Here is a 21,926-nt window from a genome sequence, read left to right as displayed (position 1 = left end):
CATGCGCGCGCAACAGGACCACCGCGTAACAGATCCGTGGCTGATCCTCGCTGCCGCCGTTCTCGGTGGGCTCGGCCTGCTGAACCTGGTCTCGCTCGGCATGGCCGATCTCGCGGTCCGGCACGGCATGTTCGTCGTGCTCGGCATCGGCCTGCTGTTCGTGGTGAGCAGGGTCAGGCTGACAGAGCTGCCACGGATCGCATGGACCGTCTACGGGATCGCGATCGGGCTGCTGCTCGCCGTTCCGGTGCTTGGCGTGACCATCAACGGGGCGCGACGCTGGCTCGACTTCGGGCTGTTCACCGTGCAGCCCGCCGAGCTGGCCAAGATCGCGGTCGTGCTCGCTCTGGCGACACTGCTCGCCCGTAGCTATCGCATCGGCCGATTCCTGCTCGGACTCGTTATCGCGGCCGTGCCTGCCGTGATCGTCGCGCTGCAGCCGAACCTGTCGTCGGCGATCGTCATCGGCGCGACGGCCGGGTTGATGCTGGTGCTGGCCAGGGTGCCGCTGCTGCCGTTGCTGCCGCTGTTCGGCCTCGGCGTCGCCGCGCTGCCGCTCGCCGTGCTCGTACTGCGGCCGTACCAGCTGAGCAGGGTGCACGCCTTCCTCACCGGAGCGCGAGACGCCGACGGCCCAGGCTGGGCCGCGATGCAGGCCGACATCGCCATCGGAGAGGGCGGGCTGTTCGGCATGGCCCGCGAGCCACTGTACGGGCTGCGGGCGAGCTACCTGCCGGAACGCGAGCACGACCTGGCGTTCGCCAGCCTCGTGCACGGCTGGGGCCTGGTCGCGGCGATCGTTGCCATCGCGGCGATCCTGGTGCTGGTCTGGCGCTGCGCTACCGCCGCACGACTGGCGCGGTCCCGCGAGGCAGCGTTGATCTCGTCCGGTGTCGCGGTGCTGTTCGGTCTGCACGCCGTCGTCTCGATCGCGGTCAACCTCAGCCTCATGCCGCACACCGGACTGCCGATCCCGCTGCTCAGCTACGGCGGCTCGACAGCGGTCGTGCACCTCGCCGCACTCGGCTTCGTGCTCGCCGCCCGCCGGGACGGCGTCCAACGCCCCCTGTGGGCACCGCCGCCCAAGCGCAGGCAACACCCACGGCTGGTGCGCTCTGGTGCGTTCGGGCTCACCGTCGGCTTGATCGGCATGTCGATGACGGCATGGCAGTTGCAGGTCGCCCGTGGCGATGAGCTGCGGCTGCAGGGCGAGCATCAGATGACCCGCTGCATCCGGCTGCCAGCCGAGCGCGGCGTCATCACCGACACGAGCGGCGTGCCGCTGGTGCGCAACGGCACCGAATACGAGGCACGCGTCGTGCCAGGGCTGTTCCCCGACAAGGACGAACGTGCCCGCGAGCAGCTCGCGGACGTCGTCGGCGTCAAGCGCGCCGAAGTGGACAAGGCGATCCGGGAGGGCACCGAGTTGTCGGTGCGGGTCGGCAGGATCCCGCCGAACGTGGCACGGCAGGTCGCCGAGGCGAAACTGCCCGGTGTGCTCGTGGTGCCGTCCGAGCGCAGGTCGTATCCCTACGGGGAAATGCTGTCCACCATGCTCGGCTTCGTCGGCGTCGCCGATGAGGGCGACATGGAGCGCTGGCCGAACATCGCGCTCGGCGCGACCGTCGGCAAGTCCGGCCTCGAGCGGCAGTACGACGCCGTGCTGCGCGGCGTCGACGGCAAGCAGTGCGTCTACGTCGACCCCGGCGGACGGCCGGTCGCCGCGGCCGAGCGCGTCGACCCGATCGCCGGGCACGACCTGCGGCTCAACCTGGACCTGTCCATGCAGCGGGTGGCGACCAAGGCACTGGCGAAGGCGGTGCGCACCAGCCCCGGTGATCTGGGCGCCGCGATCGTGATGGACGCCCGCACCGGCGCGGTGAAGACGATGGCGAGCGTGCCGTCATACGACAACAACGTCTACAGCCCGCCGGTCGACATGGACGAGCTGCGAAACGTGGGCAAAGGGCCGGGCCTGCCGATGTTCAACCACGCAACGCAGGTCGCGGCGCCGCCCGGCTCGACGTTCAAGATCGTCGTGGCCTCGGCGAACATGAAGTACGGCGCGCTGCCGCCGGGACAGGTCATCCCGACCGGCGGGGCCTACACCTACGGCGGCCACACGTTCAACAACTGGAAGCCGATGGGGCCGCACAACATGTTCCAGGCGATCCAGTGGTCGGACAACGTCTACTTCTACAAGCTCGCCGCCCAGCTCGGGCCGCAGAAGATCGCCAACGTCGCCCGGCACCTCGGCGTCGGCTCGCCGACCGGGATCGACCTGCCCGGCGAGGCGTCCGGTTTCCTCGGCACGCCGAAGACGGTCTCGGAGATCGGCGGGCACTGGTATCCAGGCTCGACGGTACTGATGGGTATCGGGCAGGGCACCGTCACGGCGACGCCGTTGCAGCTGTCTCGCTGGACCGTCGGCGTCGGCACCGGGAAGATGATCACCCCGCAGCTCGCGGGGTCCTATGGCGGCGCGCAGAACATCCCGATCGCGAGCACCGAGCCGAAGCGGCTGCCGTTCGCGAACAAACTGGGACCAGTGCGCAAGGGCATGCGGAAGTCAGCGGCGGAGGGCACCGGCGGGCAGCTCGCCAAGCTGCCGATCACCGCGATGTCCAAGACCGGCACCGCGCAGGACCCCAGCGCCCCGAACGGCGGCACGCACGCCTGGTTCTCCGCGCTGGTCCCCGCGGACAACCCTCAGCTGGTCGTGACCGTGATGGTGCGCAGCGGTGGCTACGGCTCCGCGGTGTCCGGCCCGGTCGTGACGCGGATCTTGGAGCACTATCTGAAGAACCGGGATTGAGGATCAGAGAAATGAAGAAGTCCATGAAACACAAGTCGGGGAGCGCGTAATGGGTGGTTTTGGCATCGACCTCGGTACGGCGAACACGGTCGTCGGTGAGCCGGAACGAGGGATCGTCCTCAACGAGCCGTCGGTCATGCTGGTGAAACGCACCGCACCGACCAAGGCGGTGCTGGTCGGTTCGCAGGCTCGGGAGCTGATCGGGCGCACGCCGAACGGCTACGAAACGCAACGTCCGCTGCGCGATGGCGTGATCGTCGATCTGGAGTCAGCGCGCTCCTTCATCGGCGCCATCATCCGCAAGGTCGCCCACCGCTGGTGGCTCGGGCTCCGGCCGCGCGGAGTGATCGCGGTGCCCGCGGGCGCCACCGCGCTGGAACGGCGCGCGCTGCTCGAAGTGGCGCACGAGGCGGGCTTGCGCAAGGTCGCGCTGATCCCGGAACCGGTCGCGGGCGCGCTCGGCTCCGGCATCGATCCGCTCGAACCGCGTGCGCACCTCGTCGTCGACCTCGGTGGCGGCACCGCCGAGATCACCGGCTTCTGCTTCGGCGGCATCCTGACCCACCGCAGCTGCCGCGTCGCAGGGGACGAGCTGACCAACGCGCTGTATCAGTACCTGCGGGTGGAACACCAGCTCGTCGTCGGTGAGCTGACCGCGGAGGATCTCAAGAAGCGGCTGCACGAGGGCGACGAGGACGAGCCGCTGGTCGTCGAGGGCCGCGACGCCGCGAGCGGGCGCGCTCGGCTGGTGACGCTGGAGACCGAAGAGGTCGTCGACGCGCTGCGGCCGACGACGATGGAGATCGTGCACACCCTGACGGCGTGTCTGGAAGACCTGCCGGCACAGGCGGTCGGCGACGTCATGTCGGAGGGCCTGCTCGCCATGGGCGGCGGGTCGATGCTGCGCGGATTCACGCAGCTGCTCGAGGAGTCGTTCGGCTTCCCGGTCAAGACGGCGGAGCGCCCGCTGACCTGTGTGGCCGAAGGCGCCACCCGTGCCCTCGAGCTCCCGGACGTCCTCACGGTCTACGGCGACTGACCGGCGACCGGCCGGTGCACACCCCCAGCCGTGCACCGGCCGGTCGCGCCGGTGTCAGAGCCGGGCGGCCAGCCGGGTGCCCTGGTCGATGGCGCGCTTGGCGTCCAGTTCGGCGGCCACGTCCGCACCGCCGATCACATGGGTGCTCACGCCCCGCTCGGTCAGCGCGTCCGCCAGCTCCCGCTGCGACTCCTGCCCCGCGCACACCACGATGGTGTCGACGTCGAGCACGCGGCTCTCGTCGTGGTTCTTGCCGTACGAGATGTGCAGGCCAGCGTCGTCGATGCGGTCGTAGCGCACTCCGCTGACCTGCTCGACCCGCTTCGCTTTCAGTGCCGCCCGGTGCACCCAGCCGGTGGTCTTGCCGAGCCCCTTGCCGATCTTCGACGTCTTGCGCTGCAGCAGATAGACCGTGCGCGGCGATGGCTCCGGCGCAGGCTTGGCCAGCCCGCCACGCGAGGCAGCGGGGTCGGTGACGCCCCACTCGGCGCGCCAGGCGTCGACGTCCAGCGTCGGTGAGTCAGCGTGGGTCAGGAACTCGCTGACGTCGACGCCGATGCCGCCCGCGCCGATCACCGCGACCCGCTCGCCGACCGGCTTGCCGTGCCGCACGGCGTCCACATAGGACAGAACGGACGAGTGGTCGATACCGGGAATCGACGGCACCCTCGGTGTCACGCCGGTCGCCACGATCACCTCGTCGTAGCCGCCGTTCGCCAGCTGGTCGACCGTCGCACGCGTGCCTGCCCGCAGCTTGACGCCGGTGCGCTCGATCCGCCGGGTGTAGTAGCGGATGGTCTCGGCGAACTCCTCCTTGCCGGGGATCTTGCTCGCGATGTCGAACTGCCCGCCGATCTCGGCTTCGGCCTCGAAGAGTTCGACGTCGTGGCCGCGTTCTGCCAGCCCGGTCGCCGCCGATAGCCCGGCGGGACCAGCGCCGACCACCGCGATCCGCTTCGCACGCCGGGTAGGCAGCAGGTTCAACGTGGTCTCGTTGACAGCGCGCGGGTTGACCAAGCAGGTGGCCTTCTTCAGCGAGAAGGTGTGGTCGAGGCACGCCTGGTTGCACGCGATGCAGGTGTTGATCTCGTCAGAGCGCCCGGACTCCGCCTTGAGCACCCACTCCGGATCGGCCAGGAACGGCCGCGCCATCGACACCATGTCGGCGTCGCCGCGCGCCAGGACCTCCTCGGCCACCTGCGGCATGTTGATCCGGTTCGACGTCACCACGGGGACGTCGACGTGCGGCTTGAGCTTGGCGGTGACGTTGGTGAACGCCGCCCTCGGCACCGACGTCACGATGGTCGGTACCCGCGCCTCGTGCCAGCCGATACCGGTGTTGATGATCGTCGCCCCTGCCGCCTCGACCTCCTTGGCGAGCGCGACGACCTCCTCCCAGGTCTGGCCGCCATCGACGAGGTCCAACATCGACAGCCGATAGATGATGATGAAGTCGTCACCCACCGCATCGCGGGTCTCGCGCACGATCTCGACGGCGAGCCTGCGCCGGTTCTCCGGTGAGCCGCCCCAGGCGTCGGTGCGCTTGTTGGTGCGCGGTGCGAGGAACTGGTTGATGAAGTAGCCCTCGGAGCCCATGATCTCGACGCCGTCGTAGCCAGCCTCGCGGGCGAGCGCGGCGGAGCTGGCGAAGTCAGCGATCTGCCCGCGCACGCCCCGGCCGGACAACGCCCTCGGCCGGAACGGGTTGATCGGGGACTTGATCGACGACGCGGACACCGACAGCGGGTGGTACGAGTAGCGGCCCGCGTGCAGCAGTTGCAGCGCGATTGTGCCGCCCGCCTCGTGCACGGCGTCGGTGACGGTGCGGTGGTTCCGGGCCTCGGCCCGCGTGCTGAGTTTGGAGGCAAGCGGGTAGAACCAGCCGGTGCGGTTCGGGGAGAAGCCGCCGGTGACCATCAGCCCGACGCCGCCACGCGCCCGCTCAGCGAAGTACGCACCGAGCTTGTCGAAATCCGACGCGCGGTCCTCCAGCCCGGTGTGCATCGAGCCCATCAGCACGCGGTTGCGCAGTGTGGTGAAGCCGAGGTCGAGCGGCTGCAGCAGGGTTGGGTACTCGGTCATGGTCATCCTTCGGTGTCGGCCTTGCCACGGGCACGGTCGCGATGGAGGGCGTCGAGCAGTTCATCGCACCAATCGAGCTGGCCCTGTTCGGCCCTGATACCGCCGCGCAGGACGAGGTACTGGTGCAGGCGCTGCCCACGCAGGCTGTCGGGGTCGGCGAAGTCGCGCTTCTCGATCATGCGATAGACGCCGAGTCGTTCGGCGTGGTGCGAGCGATGCCGGGCGATCTCCTCGATCACGACGCCGGAGTCGCCGAGTGACGCGCCCCTGATCTTGACGGCGAGTTCGCTGCGCACCGTGACCGGCTCGGTCGGCTCCGCGAGCCAGCGAGACAGCTCCGCCCTGCCGCCATCGGTGACACGGTAGACCTTCTTGTCCGGCCTACCCTCCTGCGCGACGTCGGTAACGGTGACCCAATCGCGCTCCACCATGCGCTTGAGCGTGCGGTAGATCTGCTGGTGACTGGCCGCCCAGAAGAAGCCGAACGACCGGTCGAACCGGCGTGCCAGCTCATAGCCGGACCCGGCTCGCTCCTCCAGCGAGACCAGAATCGCGTGCTCCAGCGCCATGCGGAGCAAGTTACTATGCAACTAGGCGCATAGCAACTAGTTGCATAGGTTCCACCTTCCCGGCGGTCACGCGGGCCTCGCCCGCGATGCTGGTGGCGCGAACTCCGCGATGTTGATCAACATCGGAACGGGCGGAATCACACGGGACCGGGCACAGCACCACGCGACGACTCCGGCCCACGCACGCCCGAAACGCACACTTCGTCCGAGCAGAAAGTGGATCTTGAGACGTCGTGGCGATCTATTTCGCTGTGGTGTGGCGGGACATGTCTGACACGTGTGTCCGGACATGTCTGACAGTACGCTGATCATTTGTGGTTGGGTTGGTTTCTCGCTTCGGCTAGTTGGGGGTGGGGCAGTGGGGAGTTGGGTAGGGCCAGGCGTGGTCGTCGTGGTGGGCCGGGTCGGCTGCCGAGGGGTTGGTAGCGGCGGTTGGGGTCGGCGTCGAGGGCGCGGACGAGGTGGTCGCGGTGGAAGATCGCGACGCGGTTGCCGTCGCGGAATACGGTGAGCTGGGCGTGTTGCCATTGGATGCCGACTTGGGCTTGTTGGTGGCGGCCGATGGCGACCGTGCCGGTCGTGCTGGCTTTGACGTCGCGCACCACTGGTAGTGGGGGCAGAGGTGCGGGTGGGGTGTCGTCGTTGTTGTCGCTGGTGGTGTGGCGTTGGGCGTAGCGTTCGTCGGGGGTGTGTCCGTCGAGGGCTTGGTGGGGTCGGAGCGCGTTGTAGGCGGCGTCGTAGAGGTCGAGTTGCTGCTGTAGTTCGGTCAGGTTGGCCGCGGTGGGGCGGGCACGCAGCCAGCGTTTCAGGGTTTGCCATTCGCGTTCCTTCTTGCCGCAGGTTTGTGGGTGGTGCGGGCTGGCGACCGCGGGGGTGATGGCCAGGGCGCGCAGGTTGGCCTCGAATGCCGCCCACCCGCCACGGTGGCGGGCGGTGAACGCCGCGCCGCCGTCGGAGAGCAGGATCGCCGGGCGTCCGTGGCGGGTCAGCGCGGTGAGCATGCAGCCCCAGGCGTCGGCGGCGTTCTCGCTCACTGCTGCCCTGCTGGCCAGCGTTTTGCGGGAACAGTCGTCGAGCACCCGCAGGATCACCGCGGGAGTGCCGTCGGCCAGGTGCCATTCGGTGCCGTCGATCTGCCAGCAGCCGTTCGGCTCGGCGAACTCGAACCGCCGCCACGACGAGCGGGGCCGTTTCTGCGGCGCCGGGGTGATCTCACCGCGGCGCACCAGCACTCGATGGATCGTGCGCGCCGTGGGCGAGGGGCTGATGCCGCGCCGCAGCAGCCGGTAGCGGATCGAGCGTGCCCCACAGTCCCAGCCCTGCCTGTCGAGTTCGTGGCGCGTGGCCACGATCAACTCCTCCAGCCAGTCCGGGGTCTGGCCCGGCGAGTGGTGTGGGCGCCGCGACCGGGGCAGCACCCCCTCCAGGCCACGGCCGTCGAAGCGGCGTCGATACCGGTAGAACGTGTCCCGCGAGATCCCGAGCTCGGCACACAACGCGGTGACATTGACCCGTTCCTGTCCTGGGCGTCCGGCCAGCGCCACCAACAGCCGGATCTCCATAGCAACCACCTGTTCCGCCATGACCAGCAAGTCTGGCCACAGCACTCAGGTGTCAGCCATGTCCCGACACACCACCGTCCGACATCTCAAGACACACGGCAGCGATCTATTTCGCCACGACGTCTCAAGATCCACTAGGTCAGCGCGTACAGTCCTGCTGGTCCGCGCGCCGCACGCAGCGTCAGGCCCCGCTGCTCACGTGGCGCTTCGCACCACCGGACGCGCCGCCAGATGCCCCACCGGACGTCGCGCGCCGACGCCCGTTCGGCGCGCCGTAGGCGGCCATCGCGTAGCACCAGCCGTAGAAGCCGATCAGCACCAGCCACGAGGTGTTGACGACGCCGTACGCGGCGGCCCACAGCCAGCCGGGCACGTCGTCCTTGATCTCGCGCTGCAGGAACTCGTGCTCGGTGATCAGCTCGACGGTCTCGCCGTCGCCGGTCACGATCTGCCGCCCCTTGGCCGATTCGATCGCGGGGTCGTTCGGTGCGTGCAGCGGCAGCGCCATGTGCACCGTGGGCGCCTGGTGCACCCGGATCAACGTCTTCCAGTTGCCGTAGAACGGCAGCTTGTGCTCGGAGACGTACTCGCCGGGCGTGCCGGTCGGCCGCAACGCGACCCGCAGCACGCCGGGCGCGTCGCCCATGGGGTCGCGCGGCAGGTCCGGCTCGGCGTTCTCGTGCCGACCCTGCCAGGCCAGCGCGTAGAACCACACCGCGTCCTCGGCGGCAGCGGCGGGCGCCATGGTGACGGTGACCCGTGCGAGGCATTTCGCCTCGCCGTCGCACTCCTCGGCCTGGCGGCCGTCCTCATACGTGACGTCGCTGAGCTGGACAGTGCCGGTGAGCCCCTCGTTCGCCGTCGGCGGCGCGAACACCGCCATCAGCGCGATGAACACCAGCACACCGGCCAGCCCAGCGCCGTGCTTGCGGAGCACGCCGCCGTTGTCCGGCGAGGTCAGCGCGACCTGGCGGCGCTGCCAGAAACCGAACAGCGCCCTGCCAGGCGCGACCGCGAACCCGAGCCGCCCCCTGCGCAGCCCGGACTCGAAACCATCGAACGACGTCTCGTGGCTGACGCCGTCGCGGGCGCCGACGCGCGCCAGCATCCGAACGTGCCACCCAGCGAGCAGCCCGCCGCCGATCGCGGCGGCCGTGCCCACGGCCAGCATCAGCGGCAGCGCCGACGCGGGCAGCGGCTGCGGCAGCGGCATGAAGACCTTGCTCCACTGCCACTCGGCCAGCATGCCGACCGTGCCCACCAGCACACCGGACGTCACGCCGAAGGCGATGCCCCTGCGCGGCGAGACAACGAACGCGACCAGCTCGATCAGCACCGCCGACGGGAGGAACAGCAGGAACCGCGCGAGCAGGACGTCGTCCAGCAGTGCGGTGGTGCCGAGCAGGAACAGGTGCGCGCCGATGTAGATGCCCCAGGCGAGCAGCGCGCCGCCGGGGCCGAAGTACGCGCGGACGGCGGTGAAGATCCAGCCGACCAGGAACCCGGCGATGATGAACTGCGTCGCGGCGGGGAACTGCGGGACACCGAGGTCGAACTCCATCAGGAACGCGAACGGCACGATGCACACGCTCAGCGCGATAGCGCTACGGAGCTTGCCCGCGAAGCCGAGCGCGCCGGGATAGCCGAGCTGGCGCGCCTCGGCGAACAGCAGTGGGATGCCGAGCACGCAGGTGACCGCACCACCGATCATCATGATGTGGGTCGGGCCCCACTCGGTGACGTCTTGACCGAACAGCCGGTGCCAGACGTCGTCAGCGGGGAAGCCGACCAGCGCGATCGCACCAGCCGCCGTGATGATCATGGCGCCCATCGGGGCGTGCCAGCCGGGCGCGATGCGGAAGCTGCGGCGCGGCAGGTCGCCCTTGGCCAGCGTCATGCTGATGATGCCCGCGCTGAAGAAGCCGAGGATCGCCAGGAAGATCGGGTAGTGCGACGGGTTGGCGAGCGGGCCCTCGTCGCGGCCGTTCTGCATGTGGGTCGCGACGTCCCACCACACGCCGAAGCCAGCGGTGAGCAGCGCCGTGACGGTCAGATACGAGGGCAAGCCCGCCCAGCGCGGCAGGCCGTCCTTGCTGGCGACCCAGTCGGCGGCGCGGCCGATCACCGTCGGCTTCCCCGCGCGCTCGCGCACCAGGAACCACCCGACGGGCAGCATCACGCCGAGGCTGAGCAAGAGTGCGATCAGCACCTCGCCAATCGCGGCGCCACCGGCCGGTGGCGCGGGTAGCGGCTGTTGCGCGATGAACATCGGCGTTCCTCTCCGGGTGATGCGGTGACAACGGCCCGCGGGTCAGCGCAAGCGCTGTTACCCGTCGTACCTGTAACGGCAAGTTACAGGTAATCATGGTGCCACGAATAGCACGGAGTAATCCAGATCACCATTGGGTCATTCGTCGTGCTCATCACGCCCAACCGGCCGCGCGCCGCGGTCCCGACAGGTGCACCGCGTTGACCAGCCACTCTACTTCTGAGTAGCTTTCCTGCTAGACGCCCGTCTAAACCAAACCGCGAGAGGTGCCCATGACGACGTCGACGCAGTCCGTGCTGGCTGAGCCGTTCACCCTGCCGTGCGGGGTCACGCTGCCGAACCGCATCGCGAAGGCCGCGCTCAGCGAGGGCCTTGGCGATAAACGCAACGCCCCGAGCCCCCGGCTGCGCAGGCTGTATGAGCGCTGGTCGACGTCTGGTGCTGGGCTGCTGATCACCGGCAACGTCATGGTCGACTACGAGGCCGTCGGCGAGCCGGGCAACGTGGTCGTCACCGATGACCGCGACAGCGCCGCGCTGTCCGAGTGGGCCGCCGCGACGACCGCGAACGGCGCACACGCCTGGGTGCAGATCAACCACGCGGGACGCCAGGTGCCGCGCACCCTCAACGCCACGCCGGTGGCGCCATCCGCGGTCGGCCTCGACCTGCCCGGCGGGACCTTCGCGACGCCGAGGGCGCTGGAGCACGACGAGATCGCCGACATCATCCGCCGCTTCGCCGCCACCGCGAAGACCGTGGTCGCCGCCGGGTTCACCGGCGTGCAGATCCACGCGGCGCACGGCTACCTGATCAGCCAGTTCCTCTCGCCGCTGTCCAATCACCGCACCGACGGCTGGGGCGGCACGCCGGAGAAGCGACGCCGGTTCCTGCTGGAGATCGTCCACGAGGTCAGGGCGGCGATCGGGTCCGACGTCCCGCTCGGTGTCAAGCTCAACTCGGCTGATTTCCAGCGCGGCGGCATGACCGAGGACGAGTCGTTGCAGGTCGTGCTCGACCTCGCCGAGGCGGGTATCGACCTGCTGGAAATCTCCGGCGGCACCTACGAATCCGCCGCGATGATGGGCGTGTCGGCCGAGCCGGTGAAGGAAAGCACGCGGAAACGCGAGGCGTACTTCCTGGACTACGCCGAACGCGTCCGGGCGGCGACGTCGCTGCCCCTGATGCTGACCGGCGGCTTTCGCACCGCCGAGGGCATGGCCAGCGCGCTGTCGTCTGGCGCGGTCGACGTCGTTGGCCTCGGCAGGCCGCTCGCGCTGGAACCGGACCTGCCCGCGAGGCTGCTGTCCGGCACGACCGCTGCCAGCGACGTCCAACCCCGCCGCATCGGCATCCGCGTGCTGGACAGCGCGGCCGAACTGTCGTGGCACACCGTGCAGCTCTGGCGAATGGGCGACGGCAAGGACCCCGCGCCACACCGGCATCCGCTGCGCAACCTCGCGCAGTACTTCGCGACGACCGGGGTACAGAGCCTGCGCCGGCCGAAGCGCGGGTTCAGCGGCTGACGCGGCCCTGGAATCGGCGGGCGAACGCTGGAAAACTGGCCGTATGTGCCGCAATATCAAGGTCCTGCACAACTTCGACCCGCCAGCCACCGACGACGAGATCCACGCTTCCGCGCTGCAGTACGTCCGCAAGATCAGCGGGGCGTCGAAGCCGTCCGCCGCGAACGCCGCCGCGTTCGACAACGCCGTCGCCGCCATCGAGGATGCCACCCGCACGCTGCTCGACTCCCTGGTGACCACCGCGCCGCCGAAGGACCGCGAGGTGGAGGCCGCGAAGGCCAAGGAGCGCGCCGCTCGCCGGTTCGGGTGACAGGGTCACCGCCGGAACGGCCGCAACACCACCAGCACGACCACCATCGCCACGACGACGATGCCGACGGCGAGCAGGAAGCCCGCGCGGAAGCCGCCGGTCAGCGCCGCGTCCCTGGCGGCACCGGTGGCGGCCAGTTCCTCGGTGCGGGTGGCTGACAGCGTGGCGAGCACGGCAAGCCCCAGCGAGGAGCCGATCCGGTTCGTCGTGTTGATCAGTCCGGACGCCAGCCCGGCGTCCTCCTTCGTCGCACCGGACATCGCGAGCGACGCCAGCGCGGGGAACAGCGTGCCGACCCCGACGCCGACCAGCAGCACGCCGGGCAGGACGTCGACGACGTAGCGGCCGTCCACCGGCACCCGCGCGAACAACGCCAGCCCGCACCCCAGCGCGCCGAGACCGGGCAGTGCCAGCGCCCGTGCGCCGAACCGCATGATCAGCTTCTCGACATAGCGCAGCGACAGCACGCCCATCACCGCAGAACTCGGCAGGAACGCCAGCCCGGCTTGCAGCGGGTTGTAGCCGAGCACCTGCTGCAGATACAGCACACCGAGGAAGAACATCGCGAACATCCCGGACACCGCGAGCGCCTGCACCACGTTCGCCCCGACCACTATGCGCGAGCGGAAGATCCGCAGCGGGATCAGCGGGGTGCGCGCGGTGGCCTCCCGTGCGACGAACAGAGCGAGCAGCACCAGCGCCAGCCCGCCGAGCAGCAGCGTGACGATGTCCGCCCAGCCGTAGCGCGATGCGGGTTCCACGATGGTGTAGACGCCGAGCATCAGCGCGCTGGTGATCAGCACCGCGCCGGAGACGTCGGTGCCGCCGCGCAGCCCGATCCCGGTGTCCGGGTCGACGAACCGCAGCGTGAGCAGGATGGCCGCGATTCCGATCGGGACGTTGATGAAGAAGATCCAGTGCCAGTTGAGCACGTGCGTCAGCACCCCGCCCGCCAGCAGGCCGATGGCACCACCGGAGACGGCCGCGAAGCTGTAGACGCCGATCGCCTTCGCCTGCTCCCGCCCTTCCGGGAACAGCGTGACGATCATGCCGAGAATCACCGCGGCCGTCATCGCGCCGCCGATCCCCTGCACGAACCGCGCCACGACCAGCATCTCCGGCGACCCCGCGAGCCCGCACGCCAGCGAAGCCGCCGCGAACACCGCCTGGCCAGCGAGGAACATCCCCCGGCGCGAGACGAGGTCGCCGAGCCGTCCGGCGAGCAGCAGCAGCCCACCGAACGCGATCATGTAGGCGTTGAACACCCACGCGAGGCTTGCCTGGCTGAATCCGAGCTCCGCCTTGATCACCGGCAGCGCCACGTTCACCACGGTGGCATCCAGGACGATCATCAACATCCCGGCGCACAGCACCACGAGCGCGACCCAACGGGATCGCGGTGCCGGTTCGGCACTCAGCCCGTCGTGCGATACCGGCCCATCGGGTGCTGCCGACCCATCGGGTGCCGCGTCGTCGGTCGCCGACATACTTCCCCTCGGGGCCACGAGACCATGCTGCCCCGATGATGCCGGACACACGGCGGAACGGCGACGAGTTTCCCGCTCATTCCGGCACCCGCACGGCCGCGAGCTGCGTCGACTGCCCCACGAGACGTCCCTTGCTGTCCCAGACGAGGGCATCCTGGTCGATGCGGCCGCCGGACACCTGCCGCGCTCGCAGCTCGAACCGCACCGGGCCAGGCGCGGGCAGGCTCCGGATGTAGGCGGTGAACTGCTGGGTGAGCAAGCGGCCAGCGCCGACGTCGAACGACGCGGGCGGACCGGCGTCAAGCGGAATGAGCAAGCTCAACGGCGTCCAGTCCGTGCCGTCGGCGAAGCGATTGTAGCCCGCGATAACGCCCCTGCCGGTCGGCTTTCCCATGGCGAACCCGAGCACACCTGGGTCGAGCCGCTGGTCGACGAACTCCATCAGCTCCACCCGGAAGCCAGCGCCCGGCGCCTCAACCGGGATCCGCACGCAGTCCGCCTCGTCCGGCATCTCAGCCGGGGAAACGGCGGACCACCACGGGTCCGCGTCGTCCAGCACACCTTGGGTGAGCAGCGCATCCAGCACGAGCGCATCGTCCTGCCGCAGCGCGGCGCGCAGTTGCGTCGTGGAGCGGCCGACCCGCAGCACATCGACGTCCACCCGCGCCGGACCTGGCTGCGGAGTACGCAGGAACGACGCGCTCACCGACGTCAGGTGCGGGTGCTCGGCCGACGCCGCAGCCGCCGCCCTGCCCAGCACCCCGAGCAGATAACCGCCGTGCGGGACGCCGCCAGCGCTCCACCGGCCGTCCAGTTCGGCGTCGAAGCCGCCGTCGGAACGGGGCCGAACTGTTGTCGCTACGTCAAAATCGCTCACTTGCTGAACCTCGCAGTGTCTTTCCCGCCCGTCAACGTCGACGTGCTGTCGTGATCGTCACGTCGGCGCGCGGCGTCGATAGGGTAGGTGCCATGCCCAGACTCAGCCGATCTGAGAGCCAGGCGCGTACCCGCGAGCAGCTCGTCGCGACCGCGAAGGAACTGTTCCTGCGGGATGGCTACGGCCCGACCTCGTTGGATAAAGTCGCCGACGCCGCTGGTTATTCCAAGGGCGCGGTGTACTCCAACTTCCGTAACAAAGACGAGCTCTGCCTCGCGGTCCTCGACGACATCCACGCGGAACAGGCAGCCCGCATCGCCGAGGTGATCACCGGCTCGACGACCGTCGAGGAGCGCATCGCCCGGATTCAAGGCTGGGCGGAACGCAACATCGGCGATCAGGCATGGACCGCGCTCGAAGTGGAGTTCGCCGTCAACGCGCGCCGCGATGAGCGGCTGCGCGGCGAACTGGCCAGCCGCGACAAGGGCATCCGCGACATCATCGCGGGGCTGGTCGCCGCAAACTCGGCGGAGTTCGGCATCGACCTGCCGCTGTCGGCGGACGACGCGGCGACCGCGCTGCTCAGCCTGGGCATCGGACTCGGCATCCAGCGCGCCATCGACCCGACCATCCCGGTCAGCGTGCTCACCGACGTGATGCGGCTGGTCGCGGGGCGCGCGGTCAGCGAGCGCTGAGGCGGCGTTCCAGCGCGGCGAGGTCGGCCGCGGTGTCGATGTCGGCGGGATCCGCGATGTCGCCGCACTCCACCTCGGTGACGACGTCGGGATGCGCGCGCAGGTAGGCCCTCGCGCCGACGTCGTCGTGCGCCGCGTCGGCGGCCGCGGCCCAGAGGTCCCGACGCAGCAGCACCGGGTTGCGCTGCCTGCCGTCGTACGTGGCGACGACGGCCAGCGCGCCGTCTCGGTAGGCGGCGATGAGGCGGCGCACCGCGTCCGGACCGATCAGTGGCTGGTCGACGAGGGCGAGTACGACGGCGTCGACGTCAGCTGGGAGCGACGCCAGCCCCGCCAGCAGCGAGGACGCCATGCCGGTGCGCCAGTCCGGGTTGGCCACCAGTGTGACGCCGGGCAGTTCGACGTCGGCCGCGCCGGTGACGACGTGCACCGGGGCGCAGCCAGCTTGGGCCAGCATCTCGACGCCGCGTGCGACCAGCGACGTCCCGCCCAGCTCGACCAGCGCCTTCGGCCGTCCGAGGCGGGAACCCTCACCCGCCGCCAGCAGCACCCCCGCGACCGTCATCCGCACCTCCTCAGTCACCTGTCCGCGCGAGCTCCGGGGTCGGCGCGGGGGCGATGTACGTCGTCGCCCCCCATCTTGCCCGCCGTCGTGCGCGCGAGCGCATACGTCCGGGTAGCAGGCGACTCTGCCGGGCGGCGCTTCCCATGCTGGCGAGTTTCCGACGTGGTCCTATCGGTGCCGCTGTGTAGCTCTATCGGTGCCGCGTGCAACCGATGACTCGCGCGGCTCCGTCCAGGAGGCGACAATCCTCACGAGACGGGAGCGACACCATGATCGAACATCCGGCCCGAGCGATCCTCGCGGCGAGCCTCGCCGGTGCGCTTGCCCTCACGGCGTGCGGGACGCCACCAGCGCCCGCCGCGAACGGCAACACCAACACCAGCGGCGACCCCGCTGACAGCGTCAGCCGCGCTGGCGACGACGACCAGCGCTACACCGCGACCGGCACGGTGCTGGCGAACGAGTCGCACGGCCCGCAGCTCTGCGGTGTCGTGGCGACGTCGTACCCGCCGCAGTGCGGTGGCCTCGACCTCGTCGGCTGGGACTGGGATGCGGTCGAATCGCAGACGCAAGGCGATGTCCAATGGGGCGAGTACACGGTCGTCGGCACCTGGGACGGCGAACGGCTGCACCTCACCGAGCCACCGTCGGCACCCAAGCCGCCGTCGGAACCACCTGCTGATCCCGCCGACGAGAGCACGACGCCCTGCGACGAACCCGATGGCGGCTGGCACGACGTCGATCCCGACAAGGCCAACCCCGAAGACCAGCAGCGCGCGATCAGCCGCGCGCGGTCCGCGCCGGAGTTCGGCGGTGCGTGGCTCGACCCGCTCGGCCCGCCGCGGGAAGCGGTGCTCAACGTGAGCTTCACCGACGACCTCCCCGCCAAGCGGAAGTGGATCCGCGAGGTCTGGGGCGGACCGCTCTGCGTGAGCAAGGCCGAGCGCAGTTACGCGCGGTTGCAGGAGGTCCAGCAGGAGATCAGCGATGTCCCCGGCTTCATCTCGGGTGGGATCGATGAGCCAGGCAACGTCGTGCGGCTCGAGGTGTATGTCGCCACGGACGAGCTACGGGACGAGCTCGCTGACAAGTATGGGCCAGGGACTATCGAGTTGACCGGATTCCTGCAGCCGGTGGACTGAACGGCCCCTGCGCCTCGTATTCGCCCTATAGGGTCAATGCGCTACCATCCGCCCCTGGGTCGATCACCTAAGAGGGGGACGCACGGTTCATGATGCCCACGCCAGGATCCAGCGGCTGGGTACCGCCCAGCGGAATGGCTCCACCACCGGCTCCGGCGCCAAGGCCTCGCCGCAAGCGGGTCCGGCTGCTGGTCCTGACGTTGGTGCCCGTGCTGGCGCTCGGTGGCGCGGTCGCCGCGGCCGCGCTGCTGATCCCGCCGCCGACCACGGCGGGTGAGGCGAGCGTGTCACCGCACTTCTCGCTCCCCTCGAGCACGGCGACCGCACGCCCCGAACAGACACCGACCAGCAAGCCGCCCGCCTCCACGAAGCCGCCATCGCCGCACACTCGGGTTGTCACAGCCAAGGACGGCAAGAGCGAGCTAACCGTGCCGAAGCATTGGCGCAAGCCAGGCAAGGACCGCGGTGTGAAGAACGCGGTGCTCGAGATCGGCGACGCGTCCCAGCGTCAGTTCGTCATCGTGGTCACCGCCAACAAGCGGAATTTCGCCGGGTTCCCCGCGTTCGCCAAGCTGGTGCGCGACGCTGGACGGTCCGACCTGAAGAAGGTCAAGGTCAACGGCAAACGCACGCTGAAAGTGAACGGCATGCCCGCCATACGCTGGCACTACACGGGAAACGGCGACGGCATTCGCTTCGTTTTCTGGGACACCGCCGTGCACGGCCAGAAGGCCTTCTACCAGGTCATCGGCGTCACGACGCCGTCACACGCCAGCAAGGCGCGACCGGTGATCCGGCGGGTGCTCGACAGCTTCCGGGAGACGGCGATCGACGTGTGACGCGGGCGACGTGTGACGCGGGCGACGTCTGGTTCCGTCGACAACTCAGGCGACGACGATCTCCCCCGCCGAATTGACCTTGACCTGCTGCTTCGGCAGCGGATCCGAGGCTGGCCCCTGCGCGACCGAGCCGTCCGCGACGTTGAATTTGCTGCCGTGGCAGGCGCAGTTGATCGTACCGCCCTCGACCTTGTCCACGATGCAGCCCTGATGGGTGCACACCGCGCTGAAGCCCTGGTACTCGCCTTCGCTCGGCTGGGTGACGACGACCTCGGCGTCCTCGAACACCGCGCCACCGCCGACCTGGACGTCGCTGGCCTTGCCGACCACGGTGCCCGGGTCCGGGCCGTCACCACCGGTGCCGCCGCCGTTACCGCCATCTCCGTTGCCGCAAGCAGCCACCCCCGCGACGCCGGCGACCGCGAGCGCACCCACTCCCGCGACGGCCGCCCTGCGCGGGATCGCTGTTCCGTTGGTTTCCGTGCTGGACTGTTCCTGCGGCATGGTGCGTCCTACTCCTCGCGCGTGTGATAGCTCGTTACACCCTATTCGTACGAGACCCCCGGTACGGATTCCACGATGGCCTGGAAATCTCGGCGTTCGCCGCGAAAATTCTCAGGCTTCGGGCGTGGGGTGGTGCAGGATGCGGCTCGCCAGCCAGGAAATCTGCCGCGCCACCTCGGTGGCGGGCGCGAGCGGCATGACGAGGTGGCTGACCACCAGCCGGACGATCGACTCGACGACGAGCGTGCGCTCGGCCTCGTCGAGCTCGATCTCGGGCCAGTGGTCGTTGAGGTAGGTCAGCAGCACGCGCGTCGCGGCGGCCAGGATCGGACCGGAGCGCGTGGTGACGAACGGCAACAGCTCGGTCGCGCCGCCGCGCGTGGCGGTCAGGATCGCCTTGAGCAGCGGGTTGACCTCGGCTTCCGAGAGCGTGAACTCCACGGCGGCTGTGATGGCGGTGAGCAGATCGTCCGGGTGCTCGTCCAGTGTGGTCGCGATGCCGTCAAGGAACCGCTCCGCCTCGCGCATGGCTAGCGCTTCGCCGAGCTGGGTCTTGTTGCCGAATTCGTTGTAGACGGTCTGTCTGCTGACGCCGACGGCGCGGGCGACGTCGGCCATCTTGAGCTGGTTCCAGCCGCCAGCCACGAGGGATTCGGATGCCGCGTCGAGCAGCTGTTCGCGCAGCAGCGACCGCACGGACTCCCGGAATGTCGAACGTGCTGCCGCCACGGGCCCAACTGTACGGGGCAGCCGGTTCACTCCGGCAGGCGACGGCGACCGGCGAAACCCAGATCACGCCGGTGGTACCAGTCGATGTCGTCCTCGCCTTCCAGCCAGCACAGCAGCACCTGCTCACCGTTCAGTTCGGACGGAAAGTCCAGCAGCAGCGGCGCGAACCCCTTGATCTCCACGCCTGCCTCCTGGACGAGCGTGATCAACTCGTCGAGGCGCGCCTGTTTGGCCTTGAGTTCAGGCAGCCCACCGAGGTCGGACGGCGTGCCGCCGGATGACGTCGCCACCGCGAGCTCCGCCGCGTCCGCCCGCAACGTGACGACCTCGTCGACCACCGGCCGGAGCTGGCGCAGCTCCGCACGCGCTTCCTCCACCGTGAACAGCGACATACCCCGAGCCTCCCACGCCACGGCGCGCGCCCCAGCCTCCGGTGCGTCGTGTCCGACGCTCCCGACGCCGTGTCCGACATTCAGGACGCCGTGTCCTGCGTTCCCGACGCCGTGTGCAACTTTCCCGGCATCACCTGTGGCAAACCGACAAATCCTGGCAGCCTCGGCCTCTCCATCGGGTGATCGTGCCCGCGTTGGGAACCGCACAACGTCGACGAGCGACTACGTGGACACCGATCACGCCGGGCCGGTCGCGGTTCGCCGCCCACTGGCCCGGTGTCATCGGGCAATGGTCACCTCGGCCGTCACGCCCGGAGCCAGGCCCGCGCCTCCCGGACGCCGTCGACAGTCAGCTGGTGGCCACCGGGGTGGCGGTGAACCCGCACTTCGGCCATACGCGACCGGAGGTCCGCGATGAGCTGCTCCGTGGAAGGCAGCGGCGCCATCGGGTCCTGCTCACCGTTGGACAACAGCACCCGCGTGCCGGTCAGGTCACCCTCCGGCGGATCGGGCAACGGCCGCATCGCCGCGAACGCCACCACCTCGCGCAGTGCGTCCGGCCGCAGCAACGCCGTGGCCACCGCGATGTTCGCGCCGTTGGAGAATCCGACCGCGACGAGCCGCCGCCCACCGAAGCCGTACTTCTCCCGTGCGTCGACCAGGAAATCCGCCAGCTGGTTGGCGCGCACGACGACGTCCTCGTGATCGAACACGCCCTCGGCCAGCCGCCGGAACCAGCGCGCCATGCCGTTCTCCGACACCGGGCCGGAGGGCGCGAGCACCCCGGCAGCCGGTTCCAGCTCACGGGCGACGCCCAGCAGATCCTGTGGCGAGCCGCCGGTGCCGTGCAGCAGCAACAGCACCGGCGTGTCGGCGTCGCCTTCGGTGTAGGAATGCCGCAGGCTCAGCTCCGCCGCCGTCATGCCCGCAGCCTTTCCGCGACCTCGGGATTGTTCTCGTCTGGCAGGTTCAGCTTCGGCAGCGCCGCCTGGATCTGGTCCCGGTTCGGCTCAAGCCACGGCGGCAGCTTGAGCGCCTGGCCCAGTTCGAGCAGCGGCTCGTCGTAGTTGAAGCCGATGTCCTCGGTCGCGATCTCCAGCAACGTGCCACCCGGCTCGCGGAAGTAGATCGAGTGGAAGTACTGCCGGTCCATGATCGCGGTGACCTGGACGCCCTTGCCGACCAGTTCCTCCCGCCACGCACGTTGCGTCGCGTCGTCGGGAACGCGCCACGCGACGTGGTGCACGGTGCCGCCGGCGACGAGGCCGTCCGGCGCGTCGGGCGTGACCAGAACATCGACCAGCGCGCCTGGCCCGCCGTCCGCGGCCTCGAACCGCAGTCGGTTGCCGTGCTGGCTGTGGAACGTCAGGCCGAGGTTCTCGGCGAGCATCGACGCGGTCGCGTCCTCCTTGGCGACGGACAGCGTCACCGAGTGCAGCCCCCTGATCGCGTGTTCGGCTGGCACGAACGGCGTGTCCCACGGATCGCGCGGATCCCCTTGTGGGTGCGCGACCAGTGCGATCTCCAGGCCATCCGGGTCTCGGAAGGACAGCGTGTCCTCGTTGTCCGTGCTGGTGATGCGGCTGGTCTCGACCCCAGCGTCGGCGAGGTGCTGGTGCCACCACCCGATCGAGTTCGGCGGGACCGAGAACGACGTTGTCGTGGCCTGACCGTTGCCCTGCCGCCCACCGGGGACGTTGCGCCACGGAAAGAACGTGAGCAGCGAGCCAGGGTTGCCAGATTCATCCCCGTAGTAGAGGTGGTACGTGCCGGGATCGTCGAAGTTCACCGTGGTCTTCACCAGGCGCAACCCAAGGGTCCGCAGGTAAAAGTCGGCGTTGCGCTGCGGATCGCCACCGATCGCCGTGACGTGGTGCAGCCCCGAGGTTCTGATCGCCATGTCGTGCTCCCTTCTCGTCGATCCCGGCACCAACGCCTCAGCTGACCTTGACCGCCGACACCTCGAACTCGAGGGTGACCTTGTCGCCCACCAGCACGCCACCGGTCTCCAGCGGAGCGTTCCACGTGACGCCGAAGTCCTTGCGGTTGATGACCGTCGAGCCCTCGAAGCCGACGCGGTCGTAGCCGAACGGGTCCTTGGCGGCACCCTGGTACTCGAACGGCACGGTCACCTGCTGGGTGGTGCCCTTGATCGTCAGGTCACCGGTGACGTCGAAGGTGTTCTCACCGGTCTGGGTGATGCTCGTCGAGGAGAAGGTGATCTCCGGGTAGTCCTCAACCTGCAAGAAGTCGTTGTTGCGCAGGTGCGCGTCGCGGTCGGCGTTGCGCGTGTCGATGCTGTCGACCTTGATGGCAACGGTGGCGCTCGACTGGCTCGGGTCATCGCCGTTGATCACGGCGGTGCCGCTGAACTCGTTGAACGCTCCCCGCACCTTGGTGACCATCGCGTGCCTCGCAACGAATCCGATCCGGGTGTGAGTGGGGTCCAGCTCGTACGTGCCGGTGACCTCACCAGTGAAAGCCGGTGCGCTTGTCGTCATGGTAGACCTCCAGTTGGTTGACGTGT

Annotated in this window: 20 protein-coding genes; 7 read left to right on the top strand and 13 right to left on the bottom strand. The window is 69.3% G+C overall.

All coding sequences use genetic code 11. From position 1 onward, the window contains the following. Position 1: 1 nt before the first annotated feature. Both AMYHA_RS06990 and mreB read left to right on the top strand, forming a co-directional pair. Positions 2-2,815, top strand: coding sequence for an FtsW/RodA/SpoVE family cell cycle protein (locus AMYHA_RS06990; protein WP_034269192.1), 2,814 nt, complete (start codon positions 2-4; stop codon positions 2,813-2,815). 49 nt (positions 2,816-2,864) lie between these two features. Next, the gene (gene mreB / locus AMYHA_RS06985) at positions 2,865-3,854 is read left to right on the top strand and encodes a rod shape-determining protein (RefSeq protein ID WP_034269189.1); all 990 of its coding nucleotides are present in this window, start codon (positions 2,865-2,867) and stop codon (positions 3,852-3,854) included. A 54-nt stretch (positions 3,855-3,908) separates the two neighbouring features. Here mreB and AMYHA_RS06980 read toward each other — a convergent pair whose 3' ends face one another. The 4 genes from AMYHA_RS06980 to AMYHA_RS06965 all read right to left on the bottom strand — a co-directional run bounded on the left by AMYHA_RS06980 (position 3,909) and on the right by AMYHA_RS06965 (position 10,336). Then, the gene (locus AMYHA_RS06980) at positions 3,909-5,936 is read right to left on the bottom strand and encodes an NADPH-dependent 2,4-dienoyl-CoA reductase (protein ID WP_034269186.1); all 2,028 of its coding nucleotides are present in this window, start codon (positions 5,934-5,936) and stop codon (positions 3,909-3,911) included. A gap of 2 nt (positions 5,937-5,938) precedes the next feature. After that, positions 5,939-6,505, bottom strand: a complete 567-nt coding sequence (locus tag AMYHA_RS06975; protein WP_034269183.1) for a PadR family transcriptional regulator — start codon at positions 6,503-6,505, stop codon at positions 5,939-5,941. A gap of 308 nt (positions 6,506-6,813) precedes the next feature. Beyond that, positions 6,814-8,088: a DDE-type integrase/transposase/recombinase gene (locus tag AMYHA_RS06970; protein ID WP_157361786.1), complete on the bottom strand. Its 1,275-nt coding sequence runs from the start codon at positions 8,086-8,088 to the stop codon at positions 6,814-6,816. A gap of 160 nt (positions 8,089-8,248) precedes the next feature. Next, positions 8,249-10,336 carry a hypothetical protein gene (locus tag AMYHA_RS06965; RefSeq protein WP_034269180.1) on the bottom strand — a complete coding sequence of 696 codons (2,088 nt, stop codon included), beginning with the start codon at positions 10,334-10,336 and terminating at the stop codon, positions 8,249-8,251. Between the two features lie 272 nt (positions 10,337-10,608). Here AMYHA_RS06965 and AMYHA_RS06960 point away from each other — a divergent pair, with 272 nt between their 5' ends. Then, a complete protein-coding gene (locus tag AMYHA_RS06960; protein ID WP_034269177.1) occupies positions 10,609-11,859 on the top strand; it encodes an NADH:flavin oxidoreductase/NADH oxidase family protein in 1,251 nt (416 codons plus the stop codon). 43 nt (positions 11,860-11,902) lie between these two features. Beyond that, complete coding sequence (locus AMYHA_RS06955; protein WP_034269174.1) at positions 11,903-12,169, top strand: DUF2277 domain-containing protein; 267 nt, start codon at positions 11,903-11,905, stop codon at positions 12,167-12,169. A gap of 5 nt (positions 12,170-12,174) precedes the next feature. Here AMYHA_RS06955 and AMYHA_RS06950 read toward each other — a convergent pair whose 3' ends face one another. Next, on the bottom strand, positions 12,175-13,656 hold the full coding sequence (locus tag AMYHA_RS06950; RefSeq protein ID WP_084036899.1) for a DHA2 family efflux MFS transporter permease subunit: 1,482 nt from the start codon (positions 13,654-13,656) through the stop codon (positions 12,175-12,177). Positions 13,657-13,732: 76 nt separating this feature from the next. Continuing rightward, complete coding sequence (locus AMYHA_RS06945) at positions 13,733-14,533, bottom strand: thioesterase family protein (RefSeq protein ID WP_034269171.1); 801 nt, start codon at positions 14,531-14,533, stop codon at positions 13,733-13,735. A gap of 92 nt (positions 14,534-14,625) precedes the next feature. On the opposite strand from AMYHA_RS06945, the gene AMYHA_RS06940 reads away from it, so the two are divergent. Further along, positions 14,626-15,228, top strand: a complete 603-nt coding sequence (locus AMYHA_RS06940) for a TetR/AcrR family transcriptional regulator (RefSeq protein WP_034276182.1) — start codon at positions 14,626-14,628, stop codon at positions 15,226-15,228. On the opposite strand, the gene AMYHA_RS06935 is transcribed toward AMYHA_RS06940, so the two are convergent. Then, positions 15,215-15,793: a nucleotidyltransferase family protein gene (locus tag AMYHA_RS06935; RefSeq protein ID WP_034269169.1), complete on the bottom strand. Its 579-nt coding sequence runs from the start codon at positions 15,791-15,793 to the stop codon at positions 15,215-15,217. The genes AMYHA_RS06940 and AMYHA_RS06935 overlap by 14 nt on opposite strands. 269 nt (positions 15,794-16,062) lie before the next feature. Between AMYHA_RS06935 and AMYHA_RS25580 the strand changes: the two genes are divergently transcribed. Further along, positions 16,063-16,935: a hypothetical protein gene (locus tag AMYHA_RS25580; RefSeq protein ID WP_051399615.1), complete on the top strand. Its 873-nt coding sequence runs from the start codon at positions 16,063-16,065 to the stop codon at positions 16,933-16,935. Positions 16,936-17,069: 134 nt separating this feature from the next. Beyond that, entirely contained in the window at positions 17,070-17,774 is a 705-nt protein-coding gene (locus AMYHA_RS06925) for a superantigen-like protein SSL4 (RefSeq protein ID WP_034269167.1), read from the top strand. Between the two features lie 45 nt (positions 17,775-17,819). Here AMYHA_RS06925 and AMYHA_RS06920 read toward each other — a convergent pair whose 3' ends face one another. The 6 genes from AMYHA_RS06920 to AMYHA_RS06895 all read right to left on the bottom strand — a co-directional run bounded on the left by AMYHA_RS06920 (position 17,820) and on the right by AMYHA_RS06895 (position 21,900). Continuing rightward, positions 17,820-18,278 (bottom strand): Rieske (2Fe-2S) protein, encoded by a 459-nt coding sequence (locus AMYHA_RS06920; RefSeq protein WP_034269164.1) that lies wholly within the window; start codon positions 18,276-18,278, stop codon positions 17,820-17,822. Between the two features lie 111 nt (positions 18,279-18,389). Beyond that, entirely contained in the window at positions 18,390-19,007 is a 618-nt protein-coding gene (locus tag AMYHA_RS06915; RefSeq protein WP_051399614.1) for a TetR/AcrR family transcriptional regulator, read from the bottom strand. A gap of 26 nt (positions 19,008-19,033) precedes the next feature. Beyond that, positions 19,034-19,399: a DUF2203 domain-containing protein gene (locus AMYHA_RS06910; protein WP_034269161.1), complete on the bottom strand. Its 366-nt coding sequence runs from the start codon at positions 19,397-19,399 to the stop codon at positions 19,034-19,036. Between the two features lie 305 nt (positions 19,400-19,704). Continuing rightward, positions 19,705-20,322 carry an alpha/beta hydrolase gene (locus tag AMYHA_RS06905; protein ID WP_034269158.1) on the bottom strand — a complete coding sequence of 206 codons (618 nt, stop codon included), beginning with the start codon at positions 20,320-20,322 and terminating at the stop codon, positions 19,705-19,707. Further along, positions 20,319-21,299, bottom strand: coding sequence for a ring-cleaving dioxygenase (locus AMYHA_RS06900; protein ID WP_034269155.1), 981 nt, complete (start codon positions 21,297-21,299; stop codon positions 20,319-20,321). Before AMYHA_RS06900 ends, AMYHA_RS06905 begins: the two co-directional genes overlap by 4 nt. Before the next feature lie 37 nt (positions 21,300-21,336). After that, positions 21,337-21,900 carry a YceI family protein gene (locus AMYHA_RS06895; protein ID WP_034269153.1) on the bottom strand — a complete coding sequence of 188 codons (564 nt, stop codon included), beginning with the start codon at positions 21,898-21,900 and terminating at the stop codon, positions 21,337-21,339. Between the last annotated feature and the right edge of the window lie 26 nt (positions 21,901-21,926).

This window comes from Haloechinothrix halophila YIM 93223 (assembly GCF_000504245.1).
GTDB lineage: Bacteria > Actinomycetota > Actinomycetes > Mycobacteriales > Pseudonocardiaceae > Haloechinothrix_A > Haloechinothrix_A halophila.
Note: the sequence above shows the minus strand (reverse complement) of the source record. Positions and strands in the feature narration are given on the sequence as shown.

Bases quoted from the DNA above. Each gene is read 5' to 3' on its own strand.
- AMYHA_RS06990 (WP_034269192.1), top strand. From the start codon at position 2: ATGCGCGCGCAACAGGACCACCGCGTAACAGATCCGTGGCTGATCCTC.
- mreB (WP_034269189.1), top strand. From the start codon at position 2,865: ATGGGTGGTTTTGGCATCGACCTCGGTACGGCGAACACGGTCGTCGGT.
- AMYHA_RS06980 (WP_034269186.1), bottom strand. From the start codon at position 5,936: ATGACCGAGTACCCAACCCTGCTGCAGCCGCTCGACCTCGGCTTCACC.
- AMYHA_RS06975 (WP_034269183.1), bottom strand. From the start codon at position 6,505: ATGGCGCTGGAGCACGCGATTCTGGTCTCGCTGGAGGAGCGAGCCGGG.
- AMYHA_RS06970 (WP_157361786.1), bottom strand. From the start codon at position 8,088: ATGGCGGAACAGGTGGTTGCTATGGAGATCCGGCTGTTGGTGGCGCTG.
- AMYHA_RS06965 (WP_034269180.1), bottom strand. From the start codon at position 10,336: ATGTTCATCGCGCAACAGCCGCTACCCGCGCCACCGGCCGGTGGCGCC.
- AMYHA_RS06960 (WP_034269177.1), top strand. From the start codon at position 10,609: ATGACGACGTCGACGCAGTCCGTGCTGGCTGAGCCGTTCACCCTGCCG.
- AMYHA_RS06955 (WP_034269174.1), top strand. From the start codon at position 11,903: ATGTGCCGCAATATCAAGGTCCTGCACAACTTCGACCCGCCAGCCACC.
- AMYHA_RS06950 (WP_084036899.1), bottom strand. From the start codon at position 13,656: ATGTCGGCGACCGACGACGCGGCACCCGATGGGTCGGCAGCACCCGAT.
- AMYHA_RS06940 (WP_034276182.1), top strand. From the start codon at position 14,626: ATGCCCAGACTCAGCCGATCTGAGAGCCAGGCGCGTACCCGCGAGCAG.
- AMYHA_RS06935 (WP_034269169.1), bottom strand. From the start codon at position 15,793: ATGACGGTCGCGGGGGTGCTGCTGGCGGCGGGTGAGGGTTCCCGCCTC.
- AMYHA_RS25580 (WP_051399615.1), top strand. From the start codon at position 16,063: ATGATCGAACATCCGGCCCGAGCGATCCTCGCGGCGAGCCTCGCCGGT.
- AMYHA_RS06925 (WP_034269167.1), top strand. From the start codon at position 17,070: ATGGCTCCACCACCGGCTCCGGCGCCAAGGCCTCGCCGCAAGCGGGTC.
- AMYHA_RS06920 (WP_034269164.1), bottom strand. From the start codon at position 18,278: ATGCCGCAGGAACAGTCCAGCACGGAAACCAACGGAACAGCGATCCCG.
- AMYHA_RS06910 (WP_034269161.1), bottom strand. From the start codon at position 19,399: ATGTCGCTGTTCACGGTGGAGGAAGCGCGTGCGGAGCTGCGCCAGCTC.
- AMYHA_RS06905 (WP_034269158.1), bottom strand. From the start codon at position 20,322: ATGACGGCGGCGGAGCTGAGCCTGCGGCATTCCTACACCGAAGGCGAC.
- AMYHA_RS06900 (WP_034269155.1), bottom strand. From the start codon at position 21,299: ATGGCGATCAGAACCTCGGGGCTGCACCACGTCACGGCGATCGGTGGC.
- AMYHA_RS06895 (WP_034269153.1), bottom strand. From the start codon at position 21,900: ATGACGACAAGCGCACCGGCTTTCACTGGTGAGGTCACCGGCACGTAC.